This window comes from Pedobacter punctiformis (assembly GCF_027213715.1).
GTDB lineage: Bacteria > Bacteroidota > Bacteroidia > Sphingobacteriales > Sphingobacteriaceae > Pedobacter > Pedobacter punctiformis.
In genome coordinates, this window is the sequence record NZ_JAPWGM010000001.1 from 387,768 (window position 1) to 400,677 (window position 12,910).

Annotated in this window: 11 protein-coding genes; 7 read left to right on the forward strand and 4 right to left on the reverse strand. The window is 34.5% G+C overall.

What is annotated here, in order from left to right:
* Positions 1-11 precede the first annotated feature (11 nt).
* Both gldB and O0955_RS01745 read left to right on the forward strand, forming a co-directional pair.
* Positions 12-1,046: a gliding motility lipoprotein GldB gene (gene gldB / locus O0955_RS01740; protein WP_269425803.1), complete on the forward strand. Its 1,035-nt coding sequence runs from the start codon at positions 12-14 to the stop codon at positions 1,044-1,046.
* Positions 1,047-1,133: 87 nt separating this feature from the next.
* On the forward strand, positions 1,134-1,904 hold the full coding sequence (locus O0955_RS01745) for a patatin-like phospholipase family protein (protein WP_269425804.1): 771 nt from the start codon (positions 1,134-1,136) through the stop codon (positions 1,902-1,904).
* A gap of 44 nt (positions 1,905-1,948) precedes the next feature.
* Here O0955_RS01745 and O0955_RS01750 read toward each other — a convergent pair whose 3' ends face one another.
* From O0955_RS01750 to rnhB, 4 genes are all read right to left on the reverse strand, one after another.
* Positions 1,949-2,665, reverse strand: coding sequence for a 2-phosphosulfolactate phosphatase (locus tag O0955_RS01750; RefSeq protein ID WP_269425805.1), 717 nt, complete (start codon positions 2,663-2,665; stop codon positions 1,949-1,951).
* 87 nt (positions 2,666-2,752) lie between these two features.
* On the reverse strand, positions 2,753-3,832 hold the full coding sequence (gcvT, locus tag O0955_RS01755) for a glycine cleavage system aminomethyltransferase GcvT (protein ID WP_269425806.1): 1,080 nt from the start codon (positions 3,830-3,832) through the stop codon (positions 2,753-2,755).
* A gap of 216 nt (positions 3,833-4,048) precedes the next feature.
* Positions 4,049-5,251, reverse strand: a complete 1,203-nt coding sequence (locus O0955_RS01760; protein ID WP_269425807.1) for a glycosyltransferase family 4 protein — start codon at positions 5,249-5,251, stop codon at positions 4,049-4,051.
* 21 nt (positions 5,252-5,272) lie between these two features.
* A complete protein-coding gene (rnhB, locus tag O0955_RS01765; protein WP_269425808.1) occupies positions 5,273-5,881 on the reverse strand; it encodes a ribonuclease HII in 609 nt (202 codons plus the stop codon).
* Between the two features lie 71 nt (positions 5,882-5,952).
* Between rnhB and O0955_RS01770 the strand changes: the two genes are divergently transcribed.
* The 5 genes from O0955_RS01770 (at position 5,953) to O0955_RS01790 (ending at position 12,904) form a co-directional block, all read left to right on the forward strand.
* Positions 5,953-6,633, forward strand: a complete 681-nt coding sequence (locus O0955_RS01770) for a hypothetical protein (RefSeq protein ID WP_269425809.1) — start codon at positions 5,953-5,955, stop codon at positions 6,631-6,633.
* Positions 6,617-6,973, forward strand: coding sequence for a TfoX/Sxy family protein (locus O0955_RS01775; RefSeq protein WP_269425810.1), 357 nt, complete (start codon positions 6,617-6,619; stop codon positions 6,971-6,973). The genes O0955_RS01770 and O0955_RS01775 overlap by 17 nt, the downstream gene beginning before the upstream one ends.
* Before the next feature lie 139 nt (positions 6,974-7,112).
* Entirely contained in the window at positions 7,113-9,932 is a 2,820-nt protein-coding gene (locus O0955_RS01780; RefSeq protein ID WP_269425811.1) for a sensor histidine kinase, read from the forward strand.
* A 42-nt stretch (positions 9,933-9,974) separates the two neighbouring features.
* Positions 9,975-10,598: a response regulator gene (locus O0955_RS01785; RefSeq protein WP_269425812.1), complete on the forward strand. Its 624-nt coding sequence runs from the start codon at positions 9,975-9,977 to the stop codon at positions 10,596-10,598.
* Positions 10,599-10,852: 254 nt separating this feature from the next.
* A complete protein-coding gene (locus O0955_RS01790; protein WP_269425813.1) occupies positions 10,853-12,904 on the forward strand; it encodes a hypothetical protein in 2,052 nt (683 codons plus the stop codon).
* The last annotated feature ends 6 nt before the right edge of the window (positions 12,905-12,910 follow it).

Below are 12,910 nucleotides of genomic sequence, written 5' to 3' on the forward strand. Positions count from 1 at the left end.
ATTTGTTGTACATGATGTATAACGTAAAACACAGGCAAATTTATCTATTTTTTCTTTTTGCCATCACATTTATTTCCTGTAAACAGAGCAACCGGCCTGATGTAAGTAAAATAAACCTTGATATTAAAGTAGAACGATTTGATCAGGCACTATATGCAGGTAAAGGGAAAGACATTTCGCAAACCGATGCCTTTTTAAATAAAAATTATGGTTTATTCTACGATGATTATATCCACCGTATGGTTGGAACGCCTGAATACAGTAATGCAGAAATACTAAACACGCTTTATAAAGATCAGGCTTATACCGATTTAACTAAAGAGGTTGACAGCGTTTTTCCAAACTTAAAAGCACAGGAAGCAGGCTTAACTGAAACTTTTAAATACATTAAGTACTATTATCCACAAGCAAAAATGCCAAGGTTTATTGCCTTTGTATCGGGGTTTTCTTATCAAATGCCCGTAGGCGATCAATATTTAGGCATTGGTTTGGATATGTTTTTGGGTAAAGACAGTAAATTTTACAAAGGGATTATTGAAAGTGTACCCCTGTATTTATCAAAGCGGTTTACACCGGAATATATTGTTCCGCGTGTTGCAGAAACTTACGCACATGAGGAGCTTTTTCCTGAACCGGATGAAAACAAATCGCTTTTATCGAAAATGATTTTTCAGGGAAAAATTTTATACTTCCTGGATAAGGTATTACCCGAAAATATTACCGACTCAACTAAAATTGGTTATACAACTGATCAATTGGGCTGGGTCCAAAACTTTGAAGGCGACATTTGGGCTTATTTCCTGGAAAATAATTTCCTTTATCAAACGGATTATCAAAAAATCCAGGTATTCCTTTCCGAAGGACCATTTACACCGGGGCTTGGAGAAAACCGTGACTCTGCACCGAAGCTTGGCGTTTGGACGGGCTGGCAAATTGTTCGCAAATATATGAAGGAAAATCCACAGGTAACTTTACAGCAATTAATGGCCGAAAAGGATGCACAGAAGATTTTAAATTTGTCGAAATATAAACCCAAACAGAAGTAGTATTTAGCTGACTAATTTTCAATAAAATCAAATATTTGTAACAAATAATCGTTCTCAAATCTAATCACTATCATCTCACATATATAAATGAAAGTTGGAATCGTATTATCAGGCGGAGGCATCAGAGGAATAGCGCATTTAGGTGTTTTAAAAGCATTCAGTAATTTAGGGATCACTTTTAGTCATATTAGTGGCACCAGTGCAGGCGCAATAGCAGGCGCCTTTTTTGCAGCAGGCATAGATCCCGAAGAAGGTTTAAATATTTTTTTAAAAACCAAGTTATGGCGCTTCGTTCGTCCTTCGGTGGGGTCGCTCGGTTTAATTAATATTGAAAATACAGCCAAAATTTTAAAAGAATATTTTCCGGACGACCATATAGAAAAACTTAAAATTCCTTTAACCATTGCGGCTGTTAATTTTAGCGAAGGCAGGTTAACTTACTTTACAGAAGGTCCGTTGATCCGTGCCATACATGCGTCCAGTTGTATCCCAGGCATTTTTAAACCGATTATGATTGATGGGCAGATGTACGTAGACGGTGGAATTTTAAATAATTTTCCTGTTGAACCGTTGATGGAAGATTGCGATTTTATTATCGGATCGTCCTGCAATCACCTTAAGCCTGTAGATAAAATTACCGGAATCACCAATTTAATGGGCAGAGCCGGCATTATGTCGATTAATCATGATATGGAAAGGAAGGCCAAATTCTGTAATGTAATGATTGAACCTAAAGGCTTGGGTGCCATCAGCACTTTCGACATGAAAAGAGCAGAAGATATTTATTGGCTGGCGCATGAAGAGGCTTTAAAAACCATTAAAAACAGCCCAACAATCAGAGCACTGATTACAAAATAACTTTATTAATCTTGCCAGGAATGCTTTAGCGTATTTCGGCAGGATTATTTTTTAAGTGCAACCAATCGCTCGCCCTCTAAAACCGGGATTGATTCGCACACATCTAGCTGCAGACAAAAAACAACATCTTCTTCAATATTTAATTCGGCCAAACGGTGACTGTGCGAAGATTTATGTAAATATTGTCTTAAATCATCTTTTGCCAGCAAGTACAAATCTTCAGCAGCTACGCTGGAATCATCAAAATGCTCGAAATTTTTTCTAAGTTTGTTTACTACTGCACCGGCAAATAAAGTATCTTCTAAATTAAACTGATCTTTCCATCCCGCACAAAGTAAAAGCACATTTTTATCCTGATTTTTTAAATAAGTACAAAGTGAATCTAAGTTTAAAAAAGAACCTATTACCACCTGAAAAGCTCTTTTATTAGCCAAATGCAAGGCTTTGGTTCCATTTGTTGTAGTTAAAACAATGGTTTTTCCGGCAACCTTATCTTTGGTATAAGAAAAAGGAGAATTACCAAAATCGTAGCCGGCAACCACCTCGCCATTTCGTTCAGCGGCAAGTAAATAACCTTGATCACTATAGTTCAAACAATCTTCAACGTTTGCTACCGGAATAATCGCTTCTGCTCCATTGTCAATTCCGTAAGTAATGGAAGAGGTTGCTCTTAAAATATCAATAACAACAACAATGCTTTGCTCAATATCATATAAATCAATCAGCGCCGGTGTTAAACAAACTTCTATTTTTTTTGACATTGAAGTATAGGTATAAGGCTTAAAGTGTAAGGTTTAAGGCTCTGGCATTTTAACGCTGAACCTTAAACCTTACCCATTGCCTGAAAATTATTTATAAAAAGGAAACTTAACAATTTTTGCCTTAATTGGTGTGTTGCGAATGCTGATAAAGATTTCAGTACCTTCTTTTGCAAAATCTTTTGCTACATAACCCATACCAATTGCTTTTTGCAAGGATGGAGCCTGTGTTCCTGAAGTTACTTTACCAATAACATTTCCTTCAGCATCAACAATTTCATAATCGTGACGTGGAATACCGCGATCGACCATTTCGAAACCTACTAATTTTTTTTGAATGCCAGCTTCTTTTTGTGCCAGTAATGCCTCAGAATTGGTGAAAGCTTTTGAGAATTTGGTAATCCAGCCTAAACCAGCCTCAATTGGTGAAGTTGTATCGTCGATATCATTTCCATATAAACAGAAACCCATTTCTAAACGTAAGGTATCACGGGCACCTAAACCAATTGGTTTAATGTTATAGGCAGCGCCTGCTTCAAAAATTGCATTCCAGATTACCTCTGCATGCTCGTTTTCAAAATAAATTTCGAAACCACCAGCACCGGTATAACCAGTTGCAGAAATTAATACGTTTTCAACGCCCGCAAAAGTTCCTTTAACGAAAGAATAATATTCCATCGATGCTAAATCAACATCTGTTAAACTTTGTAAAGCATCTGCTGCTTTAGGACCCTGAATAGCTAAAAGAGAAGTTTTATCAGAAATGTTGTGCATTTCTACTGCTTTGGTATTAAACTGCTGAATCCAGTTCCAGTCTTTTTCAATATTCGATGCATTTACAACAAGCATATAGCTTTTTTCATCCAGGCGATAAACCAAAAGATCATCTACAATACCCCCGTCTTTGTTTGGCAGGCAAGAATATTGAACCTTACCATCATAAAGTTTAGAAGCATCATTACTGGTTACACGTTGAATTAAATCTAAAGCATTTTCACCCTTTAAAATAAACTCACCCATGTGGCTTACATCAAAAACACCAACTCCATTACGAACAGTTGCATGTTCTGCGTTTATACCTTCGTACGTAACAGGCATATTGTAGCCTGCAAATGGGACCATTTTAGCGCCTAAAGCGATGTGTTTTTCTGTTAATGCCGTATTTTTCATTCTTGATTTTCTTGTCGGCAAAACTACTAAGAAAAAGACAAAAATTTGAGGTTAATTTTAAAGGAAATTTGCTTTGTTATTTGGAAATGAATAGCAGCATTCTATGGCTATTTTAGCCCCGCTTTTTGTTTCTCCCGGAGAAAAACCGGAATTCACTCCAATCGGGTTTATTTAACTAAAAAAAGTACAAGAAATAAACCATTAAATGAAGAAAAACTAAACACTAACCAGTCCTTCATAAATTTTGAGCATTTTAGAAGTAATCAACTGGATACTGTGGTCATTTTCGACAGTTTTACGAGCATTATCACCGATTTCCATCCATTTTTTAGGGTTTATGATGCATTGAAGAATGGAACGGTAAAATTCATCGGCAGAATCTGCTATTAAAATATCGTGCCCATGTTTACAATTAATCCCTTCTGCAGCCGTTGTGGTCGCAATTATACATTTCTTCATTGCCATCCCCTCAATAATTTTTACCCGCATACCCGTTCCTGAAATAAGCGGAACAATCATAATGGCCTTTGAATTCATAAAGTCTACGGCATCGAACACTTCTCCTTCCACAATCAGGTTTTCAGAATCGTATTCGAAGAAATGTTTTTGCATATTTTTTCCGGCGATATAAAAACGAAGATCTTTGTTTAATTTTTCAATATCTGGCCATATATCATCCAGAAACCACTCCAACCCTTCCTGATTGGGCCGCCAGTCCATAGCACCTAAATGAAATAAAGTAGGGAAACTGGTTTTACTTTTATCTACTTTATATTTTTCTAAATCGATAGCTACCGGAAAAACACTCATCGGAACTTCGCAACCAAACCTTAAAATATCCTGTCTGTCGGGCTCACTAATGGCAAAAATTTGATGAAAGCGGTTAATCTGATCTGTTTCGTAAGCTTTTAACCGTTGCGCAAGGAAAGCAAGATATTTACGCCTTACAATAAATTTTTCCAAATGTGAAAGCCGTTCCCACATCGTAAATTCAATATTGTGTGCTCTGTAAATCAGCTTTGCATTACTGTTTGCTTTTACCGTGTCCAGGTAAGGAACCACAAAAAGACCTTCAAACTGAATGATATCAAAAATATTTTCACGCAAAATACTTTCCAGTTGTTTTGCAGCATCTTCACTAAAATACCTGGAGACGTTATATGATTCGTTTGTGAAAATATTAAAAAATGCAGACCATACATTTACATCGGTATCCAGATCGTAAGTATAATATTTGATCTGGTCAAAAATAGGGTCATAAATATCTTCAATATCGATTTTGCCTTTTGATGGGTTAAGGCTAAACAAAGTAATATCTGCACCAAGCTGCAGCAAGCCTTTTATGGTATTATAAACCACAATTGGATAACCACTATTTGGCGGAAAGGGAACCCGCTTAGTAATTAGCAAAATCTTCACAATGCCGTGAAAATACGAAATTTAAGCGTTTTTTAAAAACAGTTCCAGCTGCGGATCGCTAACATTAAAAGTTTTACGGTGAAATGGCGATAAACCAATTTCTATTACCGCTTTGCGGTGGGCAACTGTAGGGTAACCTTTGTTCTGTGCCCAATTGTAATGGGGAAAATCTGTGTGAAGATTACTCATAAATTGATCACGATGGGTTTTAGCCAAAATAGAAGCTGCGGCAATGTTTAAATACTTTCCATCACCTTTTATAATGCAACTATGCGGAATTTGCGGATAAGCCTTAAAACGGTTTCCATCAATAACCAAATACTGTGGTTGTGTTGCTAATTTTTGGATGGCCCGGTGCATAGCCAGAAAAGATGCATTTAAAATATTAATCTGGTCTATCTCTTCGTGATCTACTGAAGCTACGGCCCAGGCCAGCGCTTCTTTTTCTATAATTGGCCGAAGATCTTCTCTTTGCTTATGACTCAGTTGTTTAGAATCGTTTAAACCCTCCAGATAAAAATCTTTAGGTAAAATTACCGCTGCTGCAAAAACAGGCCCTGCAAGGCAACCTCTCCCCGCTTCATCACATCCGGCTTCTAAAAATTCTTGCTGATAGCAGTTTAACAACATAGGTCAAATTTAATATTTATTAATATTGGTAATGTTATTTTCCGCAAAATTATTTATTACTTTTAAGAAAAATGAAAAGCAAAACGGTATTTATTGTATTACTCTGGCTTTTTGGTTTCACTTCTTTTGCACAAAAAATGAAAACCAAATCTATGCCACCTCCAATACCTCCAGGTAGGAAAGAATATAACAACCAAATCAATAATCAAATTTGCAAATACAGAAATAGCTATTCAGCGCAATATAGATTAAAATTCTATCCATTTAATAAATACCAAAAGGTTGCACTTATTTCATTTGAACAATCCAATTATCCTGAACCAAAGCTAATAATGATAGATTCTTCTAAAAACACCCCAATTGCAAATGTAGAAATTGATTCTATTGGTTATTTCCCAGTGAAAAATCATAAATTTTATCCAAGTAAAGCAAAAGAAATAAAAATTTTATCCCCGTTACAAATTAATGCGCTTACAAATATCTTATACAATTATGGATATGCTTCCGTTAAAAAAAATCAGGTTTTGGTTATTGAAAGATTTGGGTGTTATAATCCCAGAAATGCGATTTTATTCTTCGATGAAAAAGATAACGTTGCAGCATATATTGAGCTTTGTTTTGAATGCCGTGGTAATGAACTTAGCTCTGATAAAATTGAGATAGGTGTTCTTTGTGAAGGAAAATACGACTTGATAAAAAAATTCTTCCTTTCAGCTGGCATTAAATATATAAAAGATGATAAAATACAATGAAACATTAGCCGACCGCGTTCGCGAACTTTTAATGCATTTAGAAAAAGTTGAAGAAAAACTCATGTTTAGTGGGCTGGTATTTATGGTAAATGACAAAATGTGCATTGGGGTAAAACAGCATGAACTAATGTTGAGGATTAATCCTGAGCAGGAAGAAGAACTAGTCGAAAAAAATGGTTGTACACAAATGGTTCATGGAAAAATAATCATGAAAGGTTATGTTTTTGTAGAAGAGGAAGTATTACAAAGTCACCGGGAACTTAACTATTGGGTAAAACTTGCTTTAGATTTTAATCCGCTGGCCAAAGCATCAAAAAGAAAAATTAAGTCAGATAAATAACAAATTGATGCGGGGTTAATGAATTCAATATGCCAAAATTATCTTCATTATTTTTTGGTTATCTTTATTTAACCAATCAAACCAAATCATTAAAAACGCTCTCATCATATTAATCCTTTTGCAGGGCTTTTATATATCCATGCAAGCACAATCGTATGTAAAACGAAATACTTTTACTACGAATGAGGGTTTACCGAGCAATCATATTTATGATATTGTTGAAGATAACAAAGGTTTTTTATGGATAGCAACAGATAATGGGGTTTCGCGCTTCGACGGTAAATATTTTCAAAATTTCTCGATAAAAAATGGGCTGCCTTCTAATGATGTTCTTCAAATATTAAAAGATGGCGATGGCAATATTTGGGCAAACAGCTATAAACAACTTCCTGCCTATTTCGATGAAATCCGTGGTTGTTTTGTAACCATTAAGAACCATAAATATTTAAATATTATTTCTAAAACTTTATTGGCGTCTTCGAATTTAAAAGATGGCTCTATAAAATTTTACAATCAAATAGGTTGTGTTATTTTTAAAAACAAAAAAATAATTGATTATAGGTACAAATCTCAAATAGAAGATAAATTAACCTTTAAAAAGGGAATTATATCTATAAGGTTCCGAACCTATTTAAAAGAGAATTCAAATTACCTCTACTCAAAGGATAAATTGATTGACTCTATTGTATTGAAATCTAAATTTAATTTTGCAAAGAGGTATTTTACACAAAACGAAATTTTTCAATTTACAATCAAAAATATAGTCTATAAAATTTCTAAAATCAATGTATCCCCGCTTTCTTATCAATTAGATTCGCTTATCGTTCCTAAAAATATAGCCTGGCACAAATTTTCTAATCAAAACATGGTTTTAACGAGCCCTGAAGGTGACGTATATGTATATGACAAAAATAATTTATCCGGTATAGGCAAATTAGAAAACAACATTAATGCAAATTGTGCCTACATTGATAGATTTAAAAATATATGGGTAGGTACACTGGATGAAGGGCTGGCTTATTATAGCAACAATAAAATTGGAAATATTAATACCTCATCGAACTATGTTAAACCAAATTTTTTAAGCATTGCAATAAATGACAACCATGAATTGTTTGCCGGCAATTATTATGGGCAGATTTTAAGCATAAAAAATAACAGAATAAAGAAATTTCAATTTCATAATATAAATTATCCCATATGGATTAGGAAAATAATATGTGTTAAGGATAAAACTGTATTGATAAAGGATATGGGATACAGTATTAATTTTAAACCAAATGTTAACATTTTTAGCCCTAAAAATGAACTCATCTCGCTTAAAACAGCTGCTGCTTTAAATGATAGTCTGATTATTTTGGGAACAATATGGGGGCTTAAAGAATTAAACTTAAACAATGGAAAAACCCGTTTCTTAAATAGTGATTATGACCGGGCACTGAGCTTGGTAAAAGCCACTGATAATCAAATTTATTATCTGGGACCAAAAGGATTATACAAATATTCGTTAAATGCAAATATTTCAACTTTCATTCCTTTAAATAAAGCTTCGCTAAATGAAAACTTATCGGTTTTAACCTTCGCAAAAGATAGTACGTTGTGGGCAAGCTCTTTAAGTGGAAATTTGTTGATTTTTAAAAACGATAAAATATTTGCCTCTATCAAAAGAGACGCAAGCCTTCCAGAAAACATTACCTGCATGCTTGCTCATCAAAATAAAATTTGGATTGGCAGTAAAAAGGGCATAGCCATTTTAGAATATAAATTTACCGGCAATAACCTGAATTACACTATTAATAACATTTCTAAAACCGATGGTTTATCATCAAATACCATAAATGATTTAGCCATTAAAAATGATACGGTTTATGTTGCCACTGAAAATGGCATTTCTGTAGTTCCTGCAAATTATCAAAATCCAAAATTTGAAATCTCTCCTGAGTTAACTGATGTTAAAATAAATCAGGTAAATAAGCCAATATCTACAAGCTACACATTGGAAAGCAATCAAAATAACATTACGCTTCAATTTGCCGGAATAGAACTCAGCGGACATTTTAAAGCAATTCAATATGCTTTAAATAGTGATAAAAACTGGAGTAGTTTAGATGGAAATACCTTAAATATTCAACTAAACAGTGGAAGTCATACCATTTTGATCAGAGCTGTAGATGTAAACAATCAAATTAGTAAACGAACTTTAAAACTCAATTTCTTTATTAAAACACCTTTTTACAGAGCATTATGGTTTTGGACTGCAATAGCCATTTTAATAACAGCTATAACCTTTTGGTGGTTTAACCTGATGAAACTTCAAAGACAAAAAACCATTTTCGAACAAAAACTAGCTTTAGAATTACAGAGAAAGAAGATAACGGCTGATTTACATGATGATATTGGTGCAACTTTAAGCAGCTTGCAATTAAACAGCGCTGTGGCAAATCAACTCATTAATACAGATACGAAGCAAGCAAAAAAAATTCTTAATAAAATCGAAGATCAGTCTAAAAATCTTGCTGATAAAATAGGCGATATCATTTGGAGTATGAAACCTGGTAAGGATGAATTTATGACGATTAGCAGTCGCATAAAGAATTTTGCCAATGATATTTTAGGTGCAACAAATATCAATTATAAAATATTAATCGATCCAACCGTAAATCAGGTTATCAGAGATATTTCTACACGCAAAAACATTGTACTCATTACAAAAGAAGCGGTTAACAATGTTGTAAAATACAGTTGTGCCACAGAAGCGCTTATCAGTTTAAAAATTAAAAATAGCCTGATTCAACTGATTATCCAGGATAATGGAACCGGATTTAATATTTGTGAGGAAAAAGGCAATGGGCTGGCCAACATGCGCAAAAGAACTGAAGAATTAAATGGAACATTTACCATTAATTCAGTCTTAAAAAATGGCACAACTATTTTGGTTAATATTCCGCTTATCCCTTAATTTAATGACAATGCTTTGTAGATTATAATTTAGCTTTGTATTATGGCCATCCGCATTTTTATTTATGATGACAGTACTGACAGAAGAGACAGCCTTAAAGCCTTGCTGAGCCTGAACGATAATCTTAAATTTATTGGTGAGGCTTCTAATTGTAAAAATGCAATACAGGATATAGAAAGCTGTTATCCTGATGTGGTGCTGATGGATATTAATATGCCTGAAGTTGATGGATTGGAAGGCTTAAAACTGATTAAAAATAAATTTCCGGAGGTTAAGGTGTTAATGCAAACGGCTTATGATGACAGTGAGAAAATATTTACCAGTATAAAAAATGGCGCCAGTGGTTATATTTTAAAAAATGATAAGCCTCAACGCATTTTACAGGCCATTGAAGAGGTAAGCGAAGGTGGCGCTGCAATGAACCCTGCAATTGCTCAAAAAGTACTCGACTATTTCAAGCCATCTAAAAAGAAATCACCCCTAAGTCCCAAAGAAAACGAGGTTTTATCTTTTCTGGCCGAAGGTTTAAGCTATAAAATGGTAGCAGATAAACTTGGGGTAAGTTATACAACGATCAATACCCATACCAAACGGATTTACGAAAAACTTCATATATCATCTTTAGGCGAAGCTATTGCCTACTTCTATAAAAATCTTAAGTCTTAATTTAAACTTTTCCTGCCTACCTATATCTAGGGATTTTTCCATCTGCATAAATGTTCAATTTCATAATGACATTAACGTAAATCATTATGAAAAAAATTATTCGAAAAATCTCGGAGAAATTATTCTTCCTCCAAAGAACGTATCATCAATTTAAATGGATTCACAGAAGGATCATGAAAACCAACAGGTATTAACCCTGATGCTTCAAATAAAATTCATCTTCAAAAAATTCAAAATTTTTAAAATCATTTATTATGAAAAGAATATTTACTACAATATTAATTTTCTGCTGCATACTAAACGTAACAGCGCAAACCCCCTTTGAAAGACCGGGAAGCCCCAATGGTGGAATAACGACAAAAGGCGGAAAAAACCCAGGTGGTAGCATGCTCCTATCTGTTGGTGGCGGTATTACAAGTCCGGGTACAGCGACAAAAAATAACGCCAACTTATCTAACTTAACTCAGTTTAGCATTGGGGCTTATGTACCTGTACTTTCTTATGGTGGAGCAAGTGGTGGCGTAATTAATAAAACCTTTGGTATTAATGCAGGTGCAGAATATTTCAGTGGAAATAAAGATTACAATATCACCAATTATAGCCCCTATAACATAACTGGTCAAACCAACAACCCAACAGTTGTTGCAAAAGGAACTGGCAGCCCGAAGGCAGCTGGATTTAAAACAGAGGCCGGTATACAAGCCAATTTTTCTTTTGGACAAATTACTGTTTCACCAATTTTAAACGCGGCTTATATTAATATTAAGCAAAAGGCTTTTTCTGTGACACAAAGTAGCTCAGTCAATGGAAAAACCTATGATTATAACCTATACAGCCAAACGGAAACTAAAACCAACGGATTCGCTTTTATTCCAAAATTGCGTTTATCCTATTTTCCCGGCAGGCTTGGTTTATTTGTAGAGGGGAATTATACTATAGGGCCAGCAATTACTAACGCAGCCACAACATTTAAACCCCAGGGTACATCCAATACACAAGGCTTTTATAACATAGATCAAATGTTAACGGGTACTAATACAACAGCAACAAAAATAACAAAATATAATGCCATTGGTATAAATGGCGGGCTAATGCTTGCAATTGGTGGGGAGAAAAATACGGCTAGATTGAAAGGAAAAGTTATACGTATGGGTGATAAAAGCGCAGTAAGGGGAAAAAGATATTTTACTGATACTCAAAAAATAATAGATGAGCAAGATAAAACCAAAGATGCTATAGAGGAACTGAAATTACCTGAAAATATTCAAAAAGCCATTGATGAACAAGATAGAAATGCGGTAAAAACATTTGAACATCTTAATAAACCTCAACAAAAAACTCAGTCAACCTGTAATTTTAATGTTCAAAACGTTGATATAAAATGTAATGGAAAGGATTTGCAGGGAAATAAAAAGTATTCCATTACAATTTATTATAAAAATTCTTCTGCTATAGGTGTATCAAGTTTGGGTCATTATAGTAATCCCAATATAGAAACTACAAGTAATGGCAATTACGTGGAAATTTTACCCGGTGGCACAGCTACAATTAGTAATCTTTCTCCTGCTGTAACTGCCAAAAATTTCATTGCATCAGGAGCCACGCAAACCATAACTTTTGATTTTGTTCCTCAATCCGGCTTTACATCATTAAACATTAAAGGACACACCATTAATGCCGGTGCTTCAGGCAATTGTGATGATCCAATATTGCTTAATCTGCCTAATTGTTGTGAACCATGCGATCTAAATCCTATAACTGCAAATTCAGTTTCAATTAGCCAGTTAAATGCTAGTGCGGGGACCATTAATGTTGTTAATTCTATTTCCTCCCCTAACAATATAACAAGAATAGATGCAGATTTAGTGAGTGTAAAATACATTCCTGCAAATAACGATTGTATTAAATGTAATAACCTCTCTATAAACCAGAATAATTTTGTTGGTACAAATAAAATTATCAGTTCGGGCTGGGACAATAATGGAAATCCGTCAACATATGGGGGTGGAAATTCTAACCCCATTATAACCCGGTCATTGACCTTTAATAGTGCAAACAGTTCAGGTGTTAATCTTTCTACAGCGATTAGTATTAGTCACACTTTAGGAGTTCCACCCAATTCATGTTGTGGCGATACTGTAGAATTATGGATAAGATACACCGTTTGGGATAAAGATTGCCATGTCTGCGAAAAACTGGTAAGATCTACCATTTCACGCACCGGAGCTTGTGGTTCTATAAATGGTGGTGGAACAGCAAGTCCCTCTACGGCTGCCGAAACTTCTCAAATACCAACAAAACTTTAAATTATA

Coding starts and splice junctions, on each gene's coding strand:
- gldB (WP_269425803.1), top strand. CDS start 12: ATGATGTATAACGTAAAACACAGGCAAATTTATCTATTTTTTCTTTTT.
- O0955_RS01745 (WP_269425804.1), top strand. CDS start 1,134: ATGAAAGTTGGAATCGTATTATCAGGCGGAGGCATCAGAGGAATAGCG.
- O0955_RS01750 (WP_269425805.1), bottom strand. CDS start 2,665: ATGTCAAAAAAAATAGAAGTTTGTTTAACACCGGCGCTGATTGATTTA.
- gcvT (WP_269425806.1), bottom strand. CDS start 3,832: ATGAAAAATACGGCATTAACAGAAAAACACATCGCTTTAGGCGCTAAA.
- rnhB (WP_269425808.1), bottom strand. CDS start 5,881: ATGTTGTTAAACTGCTATCAGCAAGAATTTTTAGAAGCCGGATGTGAT.
- O0955_RS01770 (WP_269425809.1), top strand. CDS start 5,953: ATGAAAAGCAAAACGGTATTTATTGTATTACTCTGGCTTTTTGGTTTC.
- O0955_RS01775 (WP_269425810.1), top strand. CDS start 6,617: ATGATAAAATACAATGAAACATTAGCCGACCGCGTTCGCGAACTTTTA.
- O0955_RS01780 (WP_269425811.1), top strand. CDS start 7,113: ATGCAAGCACAATCGTATGTAAAACGAAATACTTTTACTACGAATGAG.
- O0955_RS01785 (WP_269425812.1), top strand. CDS start 9,975: ATGGCCATCCGCATTTTTATTTATGATGACAGTACTGACAGAAGAGAC.
- O0955_RS01790 (WP_269425813.1), top strand. CDS start 10,853: ATGAAAAGAATATTTACTACAATATTAATTTTCTGCTGCATACTAAAC.